A 17,746-nucleotide genomic window follows, 5' to 3' on the forward strand; every position below is an offset into this window, starting at 1 on the left:
AATGATTAGTGGCTACTGAGGTGGCAAAGGTAGGTGTTTTTAGGGAAATGACAAATATTCGCAGGGAAATCTCCGAAAAGCTGAATATCAGTGTGCATACAATAAACCGCCATAGGCAAAATATCCTAAGAGAAAACACACGCTGATAATGTGGAAGCTATTGCCTTCGCCAAAAGAATGAGAGTAATTGGTTAATTAGTAAATTAGGAAATTATTTGTATCTTTGCACCTTGAAAACAAGAATTAACTATCTACCATTCATCATTAATCATTAAAAAAGATGTCAGAAGAATTAAAAGAACAACGCTCTAATAACTTTATAGAAAATATCATTGAGGAAGACCTTGCGAAAGGCTTTTCCGCCAACGCCTTACGCTTTCGCTTCCCTCCAGAACCAAATGGCTACTTGCACCTCGGTCACGCGAGTTCTATCTGCCTCAACTTCGGATTGGGCTTGCGCTACAACGCCCCTGTAAACTTGCGTTTCGACGATACCAACCCTTCTAAGGAAGAACAAGAATACGTAGATGCGATTCGCCGTGATGTAGCGTGGCTCGGATTCAAATGGGATAAAGAATGCTATGCTTCCGACTATTTTCAAGAACTTTACGACTGGGCAGTAATGCTCATCAAACAAGGAAAAGCCTATGTAGATAAACAAACATCGGAAGAGATTGCCGCTCAAAAAGGCACGCCAACGGTAGCAGGAACTGAGAGCCCTTATCGCAATACCTCCCCTGAGGAAAACCTCGCCCTTTTTGAGCGTATGAAAAACGGTGAATTCGAAAATGGCACGTATGTACTCCGCGCCAAGATAGATATGGCATCGCCTAATATGCTAATGCGCGACCCTATCATTTACCGCATTATGAACGCTTCACACCACCGCACAGGTGACAAATGGCATATCTACCCTATGTACGACTGGGCGCACGGCGAAAGCGACTACCTCGAACAAATATCACACTCCCTTTGTACATTAGAATTCTTACCACACAGAGAGTTATACGATTGGTTTTTAGACCAGGTATACGACAACACTCGTACCCGTCCTAAACAACGTGAGTTTGCCCGCCGTAACCTCAGTCATACGATTGTGAGTAAACGTAAGCTGTTGCAATTGGTAACCGAAAACTATGTTGCTGGCTGGGACGACCCTCGTATGCCTACTATCTCAGGCTTACGTCGCCGTGGTTATACCCCTGAAGCCATTCGTAAATTTGCTGATACCATCGGTATTGCCAAACGCGAAAACCTAATAGATGTATCGCTATTGGAATTCTGCGTGCGCGAGGACCTCAATAAAAAAGCTAACCGTGTAATGGCAGTGCTCGACCCTGTGAAGGTGGTGATTACTAACTATCCCGAGGGACAAGAAGAGTGGCTTGACGCCGAAAATAATCCTGAGATAACCCCTATGACCTATCGTAAGGTGCCTTTCAGTAGAGAAATTTATATCGAGAGAGATGACTTTAGAGAAGAGGCTGACAAGAAGTATTTCCGATTAAAATTAGGAGGAGAAGTACGTTTGAAGAATGCTTATATCATCAAAGCTGAAAGCGTAGTGAAAGACGCTCAAGGGAATATTACCGAAATACATTGTACTTACGACCCCGATAGCCGCAGCGGTAGTGGTACCGAAGCGAGTATGCGCAAGGTAAAAGGCACATTGCATTGGGTATCCATACCCCACGCCGTGAAAGCCGAAGCGCGCCTCTACGACCGCCTCTTTACCGTTGCTGAACCCGACCGCCAAGAAGATAGCTTCTTAAACTACATCAACCCCAATTCTCTAAAAGTAGTAACTGCTTATGTAGAGCCAAGCCTCAAGACCGCCCAAGCAGGCGACACGGTACAGTTCCAACGTTTGGGGTATTTCAGCGTAGACCCTGATACTACCCCCGAAAAATTGGTGTTCAACAAAACCGTCGGCTTAAAAGATACGTGGGCTAAGATTAGCGAATAAGATATCATACACTAAAACAAAAAAAGGATTGCCCTAGAAGAGCAATCCTTTTTGCGTGTAATGAAAGAAAAAAATCTACTTTAGTTCAAAATCTTTTTCGTTGCTGTTATCGGCGGAGTGTTGGGCTACCCAGAGTTTGAAAGCGCCGGGTTCGGTTACTTTTTTCAAATCAGCGTTGTAGAAGGCTAAGAGGTCTTCGGTAATTTCAAACTGTACTTGTTTGCTTTCGCCGGCTTTGAGTGCGACTTTTTGGAAGCCTTTGAGCTCTTTCACCGGACGGGTTACACTACCCACCAAATCGCGTATATATAACTGTACTACTATTTCACCATCGCGCTTGCCGGTATTGGCTACTTGGGCTGTAACAGTGATCTTACCTCCTTTGCTGAGGGTGGCACTGCTGAGCTGTACATTACTAATATTAAAGGTGGTGTAGCTCAATCCGTAACCAAAAGGATAGAGAGGTGTGACAGGCGCATCCTCATATTTAGAACGGTAATCAACTGTTGGGTTATTAGGATCAACGGGGCGACCGGTGTTCTTGTGATTGTAATAGATAGGCACTTGCCCAACATTACGAGGGAAACTCATTACCAAACGCCCTGAAGGGTTGTACTTACCAGCTAATACATCGGCGATACCATAACCTGACTGAGTACCAGGGAACCACACTTGCAAAATAGCATCGGCTAATTCACTTTCTTCACTGAGGTCGAGCGGACGACCGCTATACACTAATAACACTATAGGTTTACCTGTTTGTTTGAGGGCGCGGAGCAATTCGCGTTGAGGAGCGCGCAAACGTATATCGGTAAGGCAAGCGGATTCACCAGACCAGTTATAATCTTCACCTAAGGCTACCACTGCTACATCAGCGGTACGTGTTGTAGCTACTGCTTTGGCTATATCGGCAGAAGTTGTGGCGGTAAGGGTACAACCTTTAGCATAGCTAAACTGCACCTTACTATCTTTATACACTTCTTGTAATCCTTTGAAAAGAGAAGCGCTGAGTTCACGGTCGCCGCGACCTTGCCATTCGCCATTTTGGTTAATAGAATCTTTTACCATAGGGCCTATAAGGGCTACCTTTTTCGGCATATCGGGAGTGATAGGCAATACCTCGGCGTTGTTTTTGAGCAATACCACTGATTTAGCAACCGCAGTGCGGGCTACTTGCAAGAACTCCGGTTTCATAAGGGTTGTTTTGGCGCGATTCTCATCGAGGAACTTATAAGGGTCGTCAAACAAGCCCAATACGAATTTCATTTCCAAGATACGGCGTACAGCGGTGTTGATAGTCTCTTCTTTCACCTTACCCTCTTCGACTGATTTTTTGAGGTGCTTGATAAAGTTAGCGCCTGTCATATCCATATCAATACCAGCATTGATTGCTAGCTCGGCAGCGTGCTTATTATCAACCGCAACACCGTGAGGAACCAGTTCGTTAATACCGGTATAATCGGTTACTACAAAGCCTTTAAAGCCCCATTGCTTGCGAAGGATATCGGTCATTAGATAGCGATTGGCAGTTGCAGGGATACCGTTCACCTCGTTGAAGGAAGCCATTACGGTGCCCACTCCTGCATCAATTGCTGCTTTATAAGGTGGTAGATAGGCATTCCAAAGGGTGTGCTGAGAGAGCTCGGCGGTATTGTAGTCGCGCCCTGCTTCGGCAGCACCATAGGCAGCAAAGTGTTTTACACACGCTAAGACAGTATTGGTTTTGCTAAGCGAATGCCAGTCGGTTCCCCCTTGAAAACCTTGTACGCGAGCTTTGGCGATTTCACTTCCCAAGAAGGGGTCTTCGCCAGCGCCTTCCATCACACGCCCCCAGCGTGGGTCGCGAGCGAGGTCGACCATAGGAGCAAAAGTCCATTTGATGCCATCGGCAGCAGCTTCTTCGGCAGCAATAGCAGCAGTTTGGCGCATTAGGTCTAAATCCCAAGAGCAGGCTTCGGCAAGCGACATAGGAAATATGGTTTTATAACCGTGAATCACGTCGTAACCAAATAGAATAGGGATACCCAAGCGAGTTTTCTTGACAGCTATATCCTGCAATTTGCGCACTCCAGGCACGGTAACAGCATTGAACACACTACCTACGAGACCTTTTTCGAGATAAGGCTGAAAGTCATCGGACATTACGGGGCCTGTAACATCCCAATTAGCGGCAAACTGAGTAAGTTGTCCTATTTTTTCTTCTAAGGTCATTAGCGATAGCAAAGAATCTACCTTGCGTTCGATGTTTTTATCGCCACTGAAGGATTCCCATTTCACAGGGGTTTTATCGTCGGTTTTTGACGAATTGTTACAAGCTACTACAGCTAATGCCATAGCGATACAATACGTTATTTTCTTCATAATAATTAATTTACTGATAAATTCTTACATAATCGATTTCAAGGCTATCTTCGGTGAAATTATTAGCTACTTGACCTCCCAATGTTCCTCCCATCGCGACATTTAGAATAAGGAAGAATTTTTGGTTGAATGGCAATTTAGCATTGTTGTCCATTTCGAAATAGTTCTTGTTATCGACTGCAAAGATAATCTTTTTTTCTGTCCACGTCATCGTATAGATATGAAAATCTGCAGAAGTGTTTGCAAATTCAGTTTCTTTGTCGTAATCGCCCTGATGGTTGTTATCGGTGTCGTACCAATGGCAAGCGCCGAGTATATGGGTCTTTTTATTACCTTTTTGTTCGAGCATATCTATTTCGCCACATTTAGGCCAGCCATCGGTAGCGAAGTTATTGCCCAAGAACCACATTGCAGGCCAGGTGCCTTGAGATGCTGGTAATTTGGCTTTGATTTCCACTTTACCATATTTGAAGCCATACAAACCTTCAGTTTTGAGTCGTGCAGAAGTATACCCTCCACTGCCATCGGCTTTGGCTGTAATTTTGAGCAGACCGTTTTCAACTTTCACATTTTCAGGGTCTTTGGTGTATGTTTGCAACTCGTTATTACCCCAACCATTACTACCTTTGCCTAAATCATACGTCCATTTTGTCGCATCGGGGGTGCCCGCTTTATTAAACTCATCAGACCATACGAGGTTGGTAAAACTATTTTCGGAAGGTTTGGTAGTGGTAAAAATGTGATACCAAGCAAGCTGACTATTAGGTTGGATCACGCGCACGACAAGTTGTGTATCGGTAAGGCTGATGATATCATAAGTGCTTGCTCCTACCCACCAACCGAGCATACCACCATTGGAGAGCTCGATAGCTGTACCGCGATAGGCTTTGTTGTCGTACTTACCTTGGGTAGCGGCTTTAGAAGTAGAAGGCACGAAGGACACTTGTTTCTCGCCTGTAATCGTAGGGACTACATCGGTGCCGTGACATTGGTCTTTAGCTACACCTAACACCTCAGCGTAAGCTCCTGGTATAAACACGTGATCGGCAGTTTGTTTATAGGTAATACCATTGGCTGTACGGGTGAAGATGAAGGAATTTTCGAACATACAAGTACGAGTAGGGTCAAATGGTGTTGCTTGCCACCAAGCGGGGTAGCCATATTCGCCATTATCGCCACTTTCTTGAGGGCCTAAGCCTGCATATCCCGCTACATTGGCAGCCCAATACCAAGTTTTAGTATCGCCTACATTCTTACCAGCAAGCATATTTTCAGCTTCAGCATCGGAGAAGGAACTATATACTTCCAATTCTAAAGACACAGAACTCATAGAGCCTCCTGCACCTACAGCACTTACTACCGCTGTGAATTTGTTGGTACCTACTTTGGTATAGCGGTGTTGGATTTTACCAGAGGGAGCCATTTCGGTCTTGCCATCGCCAAAATCGACACGGTAAGAAATGGCATTTTGGGCGGTTACTACAAAGTTCACCAAACCCGTGCCGTCGCCGTGAGGATGAGTGTTATCAGCCCCCACGATGCTGAACGAGGCATTTACATTAGATGGAGGTGTAAGGTCTCCAAACTCGTGCTTATCTTTACAACTTATAAAGACAAAAGCTACTAATAGGGTTAAAAGATTTAAGGTTTTCATTTTAATTTGTCAATTTAGTGCGAACCGCACGGGCAATTAATTAAGTGTTATTTCGTCGTAGTAATAAGTGGTATCATCGCCTTTTTCACCAAAGTCGAAGAAAACAACTACTTTAGTATATTTTGCGCTGGTATCAATACCAGTAAAGTCAAAAGAAAGTTCTTCCCAAGTGTTCTTTTTGGTGATGCGAGCATCTACTTCTTTTGCGTCATCGCTAGTAGCTCCCTCTAATTTCACTTTTACAACAATACCTGTTTTAGGTGACAAGGCTTTTAGCTTCAATACCTTGTGACTTTTCATATCCAAACTTTCGGAAGTGAAGAACGCACCTGCCCACGTTTCACAACCTTTGGTGCGTACCATTTTTACTACTTTGGTAGATGTATTGCCTGTAGTATTAGGGTTGGCTACTACTTCCACATCTGCCATATTGCCAAAGGTAGTAAATTCGGGAGCTGTACCTTCAAAGTTTTCGATTATCACGATATTCGATTTTTTGTAGAAATACAGGTTATCAATAAATACCGTACCTTGTCCTACTAATTTGATTTGGTGTACATCGGTGATTACAAATCCTTGTTTGGTGTAGTCGCTTAGCGGAATATCGATACTTGTCCACTTATCGGCAGTGAGGGTCTTTTTGATAAACTTCTCACCATCAGCGCCTGTGCTTTTGCTAATCAAATAGATATCTAAAGCTGTAGCATCGGCAGTCCAAACGTCTAAATGCAAGAACTCCATCGCCGATAGGTCGATTTCTCGGGCAAATTGGATACCTTGATAATTGAGGTGAGCGTATTGCAAGATTTCATCAGTACCCAACTTAAAGAGGTTGTAGGCAGTGGCTTGTCCCCAATTAGGATTGAAATCGGTACCTGCCACATTGGTATATCGTCCGCTGAAAAGCGAAACGACCTCTTGTGCTTTGCGAATTGGAGGTTGAGGAGCCGCAGTAGTAGGCTGTTGCAAAGCAATTACTCGTACCGTTTTTTGTACTTTGGTAGTTTGTTTGCCAGCACCTTTCACCTCTATCGTAAGGGTGTAAGTACCTGTTTGTTTATAAATATGTGAAACAACTTCACCTATATTGCCAGACACTGGTTTTTCATCAGCGCTTTCACCGAAATACACATCGTAAGTAATCGCAAAGTTAGCTTTAGCTGTTACATTCACTTTCTTAGAAACCGCTTGGTCGTTAGCCACAGTTACTTCTACATTCTCAGGAGCGCGGAACGACACCTCTAAAGGCAAAGTCGCTTCGGCTTCCTTGCCTGCGATGTTCACAGCTACTATTTTCACTTGGTAACTACCTTCAGCATAAGTGTGTGTTACCGAACCACCTGCTTTCACTGTAGTGGGAGTTGCAGTGCTATCGCCAAAGTAGACTTTGTAGGAGGTTACTCCCGTAGCTACTGGCGTGATGGTTACAGCTCCTGAGTTATCGGTGCTCACCTGAAATTTAGCTGAGACATCGGTAGGAGCCGTGGCATTTTGGACGAAACTGAGATCGTCCTTATCTTTTTCGCAAGCTACCATTCCAATGAGGAGCAGTAGTGCTATTAGGGTTTTGAGTGCTTTCATTTTAATTTAGATAAGAGTTTTTAGCCCCCGAACCCCCGAAGGGGGACAAGCTGCAAAGGAGACTTACTTCGTAATTCGTAATTCGTCATTAATATCCTTGGTTTTGTTGCCAATTGCCGTTGGCGTAACGAATTTCTTCGTGGGGTATGGGGAAGACTTCGTTTTTATTGGCAGTAAAGCCTTGTATTTCGGTACCTTTACCCGTGCGGACTAAGTCGAAAAAGCGCAAGCCTTCGCCTAAGAACTCTACACGGCGTTCTTTCCAAATTGCTTCGGTAAGGGCAGTGCCTGACACAGTAATATTGTGATTTTCATCGCCAAAGGCACGTTTGCGCACTTGGTTGAGGTAATCGCGAGCGCGTTCATCACTGATATTACCACGATTGAGCGCTTCGGCAGCCATTAAGAGCACATCGGCATAGCGAATGGCACGATAGTTATTAGGGTTGGTAAGGTTTTGGTCGGGGCTATTGAGGTCGCCTTTGCGAGCAATATATTTTCTATTGAAATAGCCCGTATGTTTGTAACCTTCGGCATAAGTAGCGTTGTTCGCTGCTGCCCACGCTACGATATCCAAGATAGCTACATCTTTGCGGAGGTCGCCTGCTTCAAAAGCATCGACAGCTTCTTGCACAGGCACATTGAAACTATAGCCAGAATCGAACACAGGGCCGTTGTAGTTGCGGATACTGTTAAACCCTACCGCTACATTCCCTTTGCTACATTGCAAACAGTCGAAGCTCGCACCTTCAGCATCGGTGTATTGTATCTCGAATACCGATTCAGTACCGTTTTCACCTTCTTTTTCAAAGATAGACGCATAGTCGGTTACAAGAGAATAGGTATTGCTGTGTATCACGGTTTCTAATACTTGAGCAGCTTCGGCAAACTTGTTTTGGTATAAATACACCTTGCCGAGGAGGGCTTGAGCCGCACCTTTGGTAGCACGCCCTACTTGACCGTCGGGGGGTGTTGTAGGCAAGTGAGGAATGGCAGCCAAAAGGTCTTTCTCAATAGAAGCATAGACCTCACTCACAGGGGAACGAGGTATTTTTTGTTCGTCGCCACGTTCAAAGCGTTTGTTTTCCTTAAGAGGAATTGCTCCGAACCATTTCACGAGTTCAAAATTGTAATAAGCGTGAAGGAAATGTGTTTCGGCAATGATCATCTCTTTGCCCTCAAAGGCTGTTTTGTTTTGGAATTCCAAGATATAAGCCGTGCGGTTTACACCAGCAAACATCCAGTCCCACAAGTCTTTGAGTTGTGCATTGACAGGAGTATGAATCATCTGGTCTATTTGCTGAAAGCCTATTACATCCGATGCTCCTTCCCCTCCGCAAAGGGTATTATCGGAGGCAATTTCGCCCATCAATACATTTATATACGTAGAATGCAACAAGTTGTAGGATGCAATCAGCGCATTTTGGTAATCTTCTTTAGAATTGAAGTAACTTTCGGAGTTTATCTCGTACTGTTTGGTTTTGTCGAGAAAATCGTCGGAACAAGCAAGGGCAAAGGCGAGGAGCATTAGCCCTACTGTCCATTTTTGTATGTGGTGTATCGTTTTCATTTGTTTATGTTTTTATATGTTATAGAACAGCCCACAAACTTCAGCTTATGCTGATAGTTTTTTCGCCCACGAATCGCACGAATTTACACGAATTTCAGCTTACGCTGATGAGATTGGTGGCTTCGCTGTTAGATGGAACGACTTTTTAGAATGATGTATTAAATCCTAAGATAAACTGACGGGCTTGTGGATAAAAGCCGTAATCAATACCTCCACCAATGGCATCGCCAGAGGTAGCTGAAGGGTCATAACCTTTGTACTTAGTGAACGTAAAGGCGTTGTTTACTGAAAAATATACGCGGAAGCTCTTCATCTTCACACTCTCCAATACCGATGCAGGAATCGAATAGCCCAACTGTATGTTTTGAACGCGCAAGAATGAGGCGTCCTCTACAAAGAAACTTGAGAACAGATTATTAGTAGTTGCTCCCGTAGTTACACGAGGTGTGCTGTTGCTAGTACCCTCACCACGCCAACGGTCAAGATACAAACGCTGACGGTTTACGTTAGGTTGTGAACGCTCGTAGTTACGCACCATCTCTTTATCGAGCTCGGCATACATATAGGTCGAGAAATCAAAGTTTTTATACTTCGCATTGAGGTTCAAGCCCATATAGTAAGTGGCGGTAGGTTTACCCAAATAAGTACGGTCTTTAAAATCGATTACTCCGTCGCCATTCACATCTTTATACCTGATGTCGCCAGGTTTGGCAGGAGCCCCTAAAGCGAGTTGTGAAGGGTGCGCATCTACCTCAGCTTGGTTTTGGAAGATTCCATCGGCTTGCAAACCGTAGAAGTAACCAATAGGTTGCCCCACTTCCATACGTGCAGGCGCTAACTGACCGACGCTGAAAGCCCCTCCTTCTGGAATCACATCACCATTGATTGAGACCACTTTTCCGTCCAAACGGGTGATATTGTAGTTAAAGCCCCAAGAGAAAGGTTTGGTTACATCACTTTTATAACCTAACGCCACCTCAAAGCCTTTATTTTGAGTATTCCCTGCATTCACAGTAGGGTTTGAAGCCCCTGGTGCAGCCGTTCCTATAATACCTGAGACAGGGAAATTAGAAATGAGCAAATCGTTGCGGTTTTCTATAAAATAATCGAATACTAACGACAAGCGGTTGCCAAGTGTATTGAAGTCAAAACCGACATCTAACTTTTCGGCTACTTCCCATTTGGCACTTGGGTTGGGCAATTTGCCTACAGCTTTTCCGCGCACTATCTGTCCGTTGAACACGTACACAGCTTCCCCGTTTAAAATTGCCTTATAGAGATTCTTACCGGCATTGTTACCGAGTGTACCGTAACTACCGCGCAATTTGAGGAAGTCTATCCATTTGCTATCTTTTAGGAAACTTTCGTCGGATACTTTCCAACCTGCTGTTACTGATGAAAACAAGTCGGCACGGTTATCTTTCGGGAAGTCTGAAGAAGCATCACGGCGCAACATTGCTGACAGGAGGTATTTGCTCTTATAATCGTATTGCAAACGACCAAAGAAAGAAGTAAGACGCGAATCGTTCGTATACGAGTTATCAGTTTTGCTGTTGTTCGTACCTGTAGTAAGCCCTATATCGGCAAAGTCCCAAGAGTTATTAGGCACATCGTAACCTGTAGCACTGAGTCCACTACCCCAGTTGCGTTGCGCACTAGTACCCACAGTGAGTGAAGTGTTGTGATTTTTCCAGAAAGTTTTGTTATAAGTAGCAAAAGTCTCCCACGTATAAGCGTGTGTTTCATTCTTTTCCTGAGTTACCGTACTGCGGCTACGGTTGAAGATTTTGCCCGTACCAAAGAAGCTCAGTGGTTGGAAATCTTTTTTCTCATCGTTATAGGTTTTAAAACCGATGCGTGAAGTGAGGTCTAAACCTTTGATGAGGTTATAACTCAACTGAAAGTTACCTTCTAAGCCATTGCCATCGTACTGATTATAAGTATTTTTAATCTGTGCTAAAGGGTTGATCACCTCATTGCCCAAGAAACCTGTTAAATCCTCGTCGTCTAATTTATAGGTAGGTGAGAAGTTCAAAGCGTTGAAGAGCACTGCACCCAAACCGTTTTCCTCAATGGTTTTGCGCTTGTTGTTGTAATAATTAGCAGTGAAGTTCATCTTGAGTTTTGGAGAAATATCAGCACCTAAACTCACTTTCACATTATTGCGTTTGAAGTTAGATTTTTCGGGAGCGACGATACCGTCTTGAGTGAGGTGAGAAGCACCAAAGTAATAGCTAAATTTCTCTCCACCACCAGAGATGCTGGCAGTTACATCGGAAATTGTCGTATTTTTGAAGACCTCATCTTGCCAATTGATACCTTTACCTAAAGAAGCTAAATTGCCAAAAGGTAATGGCTGACCGTTGGCTGCATAACTTTCATTGAGCAAGGCGGCATACTCGGTAGCGTTCATATAATCCAACTTTTTGGTAGTTTGCTGGATACCTGCATACGAACTGATTTTCACTTCCAAAGGTGTATTTTTACGTCCTCCCTTAGTAGTTACGAGCACTACCCCATTGGCTCCTTTGATACCATAGATAGCTGCTTGCGCATCTTTCAATACAGTAAGACTCTCGATATCCTCGGGGTTGATACTGTTGAGTGCCCCTTCGTAACCATCGATAATTACCAAAGGCTCGTTGCTACCGTTAGAACTCACTCCGCGAATGAGAATGTTTATCTTCCCTCCAGGTGAACCCGAAGCCTTGTTTACGCTCACCCCCGAGGTAGTACCTTGCAGGGCAGTAGCTGCATCCACAGGCTTTAGTTCGGTAATGGTTTTAGCATCTACTACTGATACCGAACCTGTTACGTCCTTTACTTTTTGAGTTCCATACCCTATAACTACCACTTCACCGAGGGTTTGGGTATCTTCTTTCAAGGTAACGTTCAGCGCATTGCCATTGTTCACAGTGATTTCTTGAGTGATGTAACCCACATACGAAAACACCAGAACCTGACCTTTCTTCACATTGTCTAAGGCAAAATTCCCTTCGAAATCGGTAGAGACCCCGTGGGTAGTGCCTTTTACAACCACCGAAACCCCCATCATCGGACTGTTAGGAGCTTCTTTCACATTTCCTTTTATGTTATAAGTTTGTGCCACTGCCAAACTCGTACATAAAAATAGCAACATTGGTAAAATAAATACTTTCATCTGAATTGCTCTTTTTAAATGGTATGTTAATGTATTATATTAGGTTTAAACTGTTTCTAACTTGCTCTTTTCTTTCCTTTACTTTCGCTTCTCTACCTATTACTGATATTACTGGTATCGTTGTATTGTATTATTAATCAACTATTTATACACCCTTTCTATACCAATCGTCCAAGATTCGTATAAGCTTCCTATAAGCTCTCTATAAGCTAAGTCCATCATTCATCTAGTAAAAATCCGTCTCTTTTTTTGGATAAAGTTAAGAATAATTTTCGTGCGCTTTCGTTCTTCCATTCCCCGTGATAACTTTTGATAAGTTTTATCTCAAAAATGATAAATTACAGCCTTAATTTCAAAACAACAAATCACCTTTTTCAGTTGCTTTTTCCTACTCTCTCTAAATTTATACTTTTCAATCAGTATTATTGGCATTTCTGGCATTAACTCGGTATTACCTTCTCTTTCTTTTATTTCTCTTTCAATCACGCAACAAAGATAAACGCAATTATTCAACACACAAAATATTTTACCTATACAAAAAATATACAAGGAGTATTTTTAACGTAAATGTATAGTTGCTATTAACGAGAATTACAAAACAAACCATTGTAAATCTTACATTTAAACTTATATGCAAAAAATCTATGTAAAGGTAACAACAAATAAAAAACACCTCTTAAAAAGAGGTGTTGTATAGGTAATGTATATATTTTTTTAAGAAAATCAATTTATGTTTTCTACTCACTCGTACATCTCACATCTGCCTGTGTAGCTCGCACCACTAATCATTAACCATTAATCATTAATTTAGAGCTTTAGAATATAGTCAGTAAGGTTCTGATTGCGCGCTAAACGCATCTTTTTGCGCAAGCGGTAGCGCTTTATCTCTATACTTTGCGTAGAAATGTTCAGTAGTGGAGCAATTTCTTTACTCGAAAGGTTCAAACGCAGGTAAATGCACAGTTTAATGTCATTAGGAGTAAGGTCAGGGTGAAGTGATTTAAGCCGATTAAGGAAGTCACGGTCAGTTTGATTAAAGATTTCTTGAAAATGCTCCCAGTCACCTTCGCTGTTGATGTTATCTTCCACAATGTGTAACACTTCTTTGCTATTGCCACTATTCAAAAGAGCCTCTTTGATGCTCATCAGCAGTTCATTCTTGCGCACGATGTTCATCGTAGTCACCGCCAGCTCGCGGTTCTTGCTCTCCACTTCACTATGGAGCTTATCGTTTTGGAGTTTCATTACCGTGCGGTCATTTTCCAATTGCAATAGGGCGAGTTCTTTCTCTTTTTCTTGTTCTACCTTCTTCTTATGACGCTTGTAATGAACTCTATACACTCGGTGAATTATAAAAAGCAAAAGCAGTAAGAGTCCTATATAGGTAGCTATCACTACATTAGTGGCATACCAAGGTTTTTCTATTACAAAGTGAAAAATAGCCGTATTGGTCGAAACAGCATTTCCCACTCTGGCTCTTACCAGAAAGGTATAATCACCTGCAGGCAGATTATCAAACTGCACACTTGCCTCCTTGCTCCAGTCGCTCCAATGCTCGTAAAGTCCTTCTAATTTATATTGATATACAGTTTGAAACATCGCATTATAGGCAGGCACACTATAGCTAAAACGCAGATTGTTCTGGTTGTATGCCCAGCGGGTATCAGCACTATTAAGAGCAATAGGTTGCCATACGCCTTCCACTTTGCTTTTATCTATATGTTCTATATGCACTTCATAAGCAGTATGGTGCGACGGATTAAACACAAAATCCATAAAGCCGGTGCTCGTACCTAAAAGGCAATCACCTTCTCGGTACTCATTGAGGTTCTCAAACCCTACCAAATCCTTGCGAAAAGCAGCCGAGAGAGGCATCTTTTTCAGCTGAAGTGCCTTGTCTAACTTACCCTGACTCATCTTCACTATATTGTATTGGGTAAAAAACCACAATCCGTCCTCTTTACCCCGTAACATAGTGCCCGATAAGTAGGCATCTTGGTCGAATAGCCGATGGGTAAGGCTTTCATCTTGCACAAACTTACGTGCGGTAATATCATATTTAAACAAGCCTTTTTCGGTGAAATACCAAATCTCATTGCGGTATTTAGCAATCGCCGACTTGCGTCCCATTGGGGCAGAAGTCTCTTTGTGCACTTGGAGTACTCTGGTAAAATCAGGGGAGAGTTGTAACCGGAACACGCCTTTGTACTCGTGGCTTACCAATAGTTCAGTAGGCGAAATAAACTCAAAAAACCTACTAGATACGTTGAATCCTGTTATCTTATTGCGGTATTGCCAACGCCCTTCTTTCAGTTCCAAAAGGTATAAACCTTCATAATTGCCTTGCAAAAGCCAATTAGGATGTCCTTCCACAGGTTTAATATCCCAAGTACCCAAAACATTACACACCAATTGTGCTCGATGGTTGTTTATCACAAACGTACCTGAATTGTGCCCACAAAACAAAGTGCCTTGTAGTTCTTTCAGTTGCCACACTTGCCCTTTAGTACCTTCAACCAACTGAAATGGCTGACCTGCTTTCAAAGGAAAAGACGCATAAAAAAGCCCCTGATTAGTACCCAAATACAAATCACCTTGGTAAACAATAGACGTATAAACGGCTCCTAACACTCCTTCGTTATCTTTATACTGACGGAAAGGCGAAAAGAAATTCACCATACTAATGCCATTGTCTAAGCCTAACCACACATTGTGTTCCTTGTCCTCGAAGATAGAAAGCACCGTGTTGTTTTGCAAGCCTTGCTTCTGATGAAGGTGCTCCCACATTTGTCCTTCTGGTGATAATCGGTATACACCATTGGCAATCGTCCCCAGCAAGATAGAACCGTCAGAGAGTTGTTCGCAACTGTAAATATTTAGAGAAGAAGTAAGCGCTCCTGTACTCACTTGCCAAGGTTTCACCTCAGCAGGTGTTCCTTCGTAAATGCCTTTGTCTTGGGTAACAAATAGAAACTTACCTTTATATGGGAAGATATTAATAACAATATGCTCGCGGAAAAGAGATGCTTCTGAACGCAACTCCTCTTTACCATTCACAAGAGCAAAAAGCCCCTCATTCATCTTTTGAAAGAAGATATGCTCGCCCACTTTGAAGATTTTAGGTAGGTTGTTTTGCGAATGCACAATGTGAAAGCGGTCGTGCTGAGAGTCGTAAATATAAAGTTTGTGCAACGACTGGAAGAGCACCCAATGGTCAAAAAAAACAATTTTCCATACCTCTTCGTCTTCTATATCCTTAGGCGCCAAGCGTTTACTTAGTGAAGTATATTGCAAACGGTTGAAAGCATCTGCTTGCCAATAACCAAATTCAGCAAAACCTCCCGTATAGATAGTGTTATCTTTGGCGTTTACGGCGCGCACTATCGCCCCATTGGGCAAGGGGTAATGTTGCCATACCACCCCATTGAACTCCAATAGACCTATATTGTTAGCAAAATATATCTTTTGATTTATCGCTTGACATATTTTCCAATTCTGACTCTCACCCGAGTATACCGAAGGAGCGTAGTTATAGATAGGTGGCAATAACTGAGCGTGTATCGTCCCTACAAACCACCCCATCAAAACACACAGAAAAACACGCATACGCATAAGGTATTAAAGCTTAGTTGCTGGCAAAGATAACTATTTTATTTTGAATATTCCAAAAAACATCCTCTATTTTCAATGAAAGTCTCTTTTCGCTTATTTCTCCCTCATCATTTGTCTCTGAGTTGGTATTATTGGTATTTTTGGTATTATTGTATTAAAATTGGTGTTCTTTATTTTTAGTCATTAATCAAACAAAGGGCGATGTGTGAACATCGCCCTTTGTTAAAACCTAATTTTCAAAACACTGTTAGTAATAAACTTCTGGTTAGGTTAGATATAAGATAATGTTAGGCTTTATCTTTTATCTTTTTTACTGCACCTTAAAATTCAGCTTCTTTAATCCCTCCTGCACTTCGGGGCAACTCATAAACAGTTTCCAAATGAGACCCGTGCGGTGGTTTTCTATCATCGGGGCAATAGTGAGCTGGTCGATAGCCAAATAACGCTTAGGATACCATACCGCTTGCTCGCTGAAAGCGTCGTAAAAGCCGTATTTACCCCAAATAGTATCGCCCAAATCGTAATAGAAATGCTTGAGTGCAGCCATTGATTCCTGAGGCGTATAAGGGAAGCTAGAAAGTGCAGCAGTAGGCACTATCACCCCTAAATCGTTACTGGGGCTGTGGGCTGAATATCCTTTTACTGAATAACTGGCGGTAAGTCCCCAGCAGTTCGCCCCATAACCTTTATAACCTTTCGGGTTTTCTAGGCAATATTTGTAGTTGATAAGGGTGTGATTGCGATTCAAATCCCAATAATTGGCATAATCATCGCTGAGTCCTTTGGGGTTCAATCCTATGTACGAATAATGCGCCCAAAATAGCGGACCTCCGTATTGTTCTGCGCCGTTGTGTTTGAGAATCAATGGCAGATTGTACGTTACCTGAGTGCTTTTGATAGCTCCCCCACGTGCCCAACCGTTGTGATAAGCCGAAGCAGGAATGGTGTGGGTTGGCGAAGCAGCGGCTAAAATATAGGTAATCAGGCACTCGTTATAACCTTTGAGTGGAAAATTCATCTGCCAAGCATAATCAGGACTCCAATGCCAATAGAGCACATCCTGTCCGTTTAAGTACCAATCCCATTCCATTTCGCGCCATAATTTATCAATGCGAGAAGCTAAGGCTTTTTCGGTATCGTTGCCATCTTTGAAATACTGACGCACGCAGAGCAATCCTTGCATCAAGAAAGCACTTTCTACAAGGTCGCCCCCATTGTCTTTCTGTCCGAAAGGTTTCGTTTTACCCGTACGCCCGTCAATCCAGTGCGACCATACACCGTGATAACGGTCGGCTTTCTCCAAGAAAGTTACGATTTTAGTAAATCTTTCTACCGCTTGTGCACGAGGGATAAAACCGCGCTCTACACCCACCAATAGCCCCGCAATCCCAAAGCCCGAACCTCCCGTAGTGATGATATGAGCATCATCGGAAGGCACATCTATATGATTGCGCTCAGGGGCTAAACCCGAATTAGGTTCTGCGCCGTCCCACATATAGTTGAGGTGCGCACGCTGGATATAATCTAAGAAAGCATCGTCGGAAGCAAATTCCATTGGACGGTTCTTTTCGGTAGGTGGCTGAGGAGTAGGTTTTTCTACCACCTTTTTATTGTCCTTACTACAACCGCAAGAAACGAAGAGCAGGAGGAAAGCTAAAAGTGAAAAGTGAATCGTGAAAAGTTTGTTTTTGTTCATAATAATATTTTTAAGATTTTAGTAAAAAACTTGTTTTTTGTAAAGAAAGTACCTGAAAAAGTTATATTTGTATGGGCGTTTGCAAAACGCCCGTACATAACATACTTCAAAAATTATTAATAATCAGAGTAGTCAACTTTGCCAAA

Annotated in this window: 8 protein-coding genes; 1 reads left to right on the plus strand and 7 read right to left on the minus strand. The window is 42.8% G+C overall.

The features are described from left to right. Positions 1-280: 280 nt before the first annotated feature. The gene (locus HMPREF1320_RS03205; RefSeq protein ID WP_009751513.1) at positions 281-1,966 is read left to right on the plus strand and encodes a glutamine--tRNA ligase/YqeY domain fusion protein; all 1,686 of its coding nucleotides are present in this window, start codon (positions 281-283) and stop codon (positions 1,964-1,966) included. A gap of 75 nt (positions 1,967-2,041) precedes the next feature. Here the strand turns inward: HMPREF1320_RS03205 and bglX are convergent, their stop codons facing one another. The 7 genes from bglX to HMPREF1320_RS03240 form a co-directional block, all read right to left on the minus strand. Continuing rightward, on the minus strand, positions 2,042-4,327 hold the full coding sequence (bglX, locus tag HMPREF1320_RS03210; protein ID WP_009417409.1) for a beta-glucosidase BglX: 2,286 nt from the start codon (positions 4,325-4,327) through the stop codon (positions 2,042-2,044). Between the two features lie 10 nt (positions 4,328-4,337). Further along, positions 4,338-5,981, minus strand: coding sequence for a family 16 glycosylhydrolase (locus tag HMPREF1320_RS03215; protein WP_009751501.1), 1,644 nt, complete (start codon positions 5,979-5,981; stop codon positions 4,338-4,340). A gap of 36 nt (positions 5,982-6,017) precedes the next feature. Beyond that, positions 6,018-7,562, minus strand: coding sequence for a PKD domain-containing protein (locus tag HMPREF1320_RS03220; RefSeq protein WP_009751507.1), 1,545 nt, complete (start codon positions 7,560-7,562; stop codon positions 6,018-6,020). An 88-nt stretch (positions 7,563-7,650) separates the two neighbouring features. Continuing rightward, entirely contained in the window at positions 7,651-9,132 is a 1,482-nt protein-coding gene (locus HMPREF1320_RS03225) for a RagB/SusD family nutrient uptake outer membrane protein (protein ID WP_009751584.1), read from the minus strand. 145 nt (positions 9,133-9,277) lie between these two features. Next, positions 9,278-12,292, minus strand: coding sequence for a SusC/RagA family TonB-linked outer membrane protein (locus HMPREF1320_RS03230; RefSeq protein ID WP_009751528.1), 3,015 nt, complete (start codon positions 12,290-12,292; stop codon positions 9,278-9,280). Positions 12,293-13,099: 807 nt separating this feature from the next. After that, on the minus strand, positions 13,100-15,904 hold the full coding sequence (locus HMPREF1320_RS03235; RefSeq protein WP_009751485.1) for a triple tyrosine motif-containing protein: 2,805 nt from the start codon (positions 15,902-15,904) through the stop codon (positions 13,100-13,102). A 310-nt stretch (positions 15,905-16,214) separates the two neighbouring features. Beyond that, positions 16,215-17,600, minus strand: a complete 1,386-nt coding sequence (locus HMPREF1320_RS03240; protein WP_009751550.1) for a glucoamylase family protein — start codon at positions 17,598-17,600, stop codon at positions 16,215-16,217. Positions 17,601-17,746 lie beyond the last annotated feature (146 nt).

The sequence above is a fragment of the Capnocytophaga sp. oral taxon 335 str. F0486 genome (assembly GCF_000277665.1).
Classification (GTDB): domain Bacteria; phylum Bacteroidota; class Bacteroidia; order Flavobacteriales; family Flavobacteriaceae; genus Capnocytophaga; species Capnocytophaga ochracea.

Coding starts and splice junctions, on each gene's coding strand:
- bglX (WP_009417409.1), bottom strand. CDS start 4,327: ATGAAGAAAATAACGTATTGTATCGCTATGGCATTAGCTGTAGTAGCT.
- HMPREF1320_RS03225 (WP_009751584.1), bottom strand. CDS start 9,132: ATGAAAACGATACACCACATACAAAAATGGACAGTAGGGCTAATGCTC.
- HMPREF1320_RS03220 (WP_009751507.1), bottom strand. CDS start 7,562: ATGAAAGCACTCAAAACCCTAATAGCACTACTGCTCCTCATTGGAATG.
- HMPREF1320_RS03215 (WP_009751501.1), bottom strand. CDS start 5,981: ATGAAAACCTTAAATCTTTTAACCCTATTAGTAGCTTTTGTCTTTATA.
- HMPREF1320_RS03230 (WP_009751528.1), bottom strand. CDS start 12,292: ATGAAAGTATTTATTTTACCAATGTTGCTATTTTTATGTACGAGTTTG.
- HMPREF1320_RS03235 (WP_009751485.1), bottom strand. CDS start 15,904: ATGCGTATGCGTGTTTTTCTGTGTGTTTTGATGGGGTGGTTTGTAGGG.
- HMPREF1320_RS03205 (WP_009751513.1), top strand. CDS start 281: ATGTCAGAAGAATTAAAAGAACAACGCTCTAATAACTTTATAGAAAAT.
- HMPREF1320_RS03240 (WP_009751550.1), bottom strand. CDS start 17,600: ATGAACAAAAACAAACTTTTCACGATTCACTTTTCACTTTTAGCTTTC.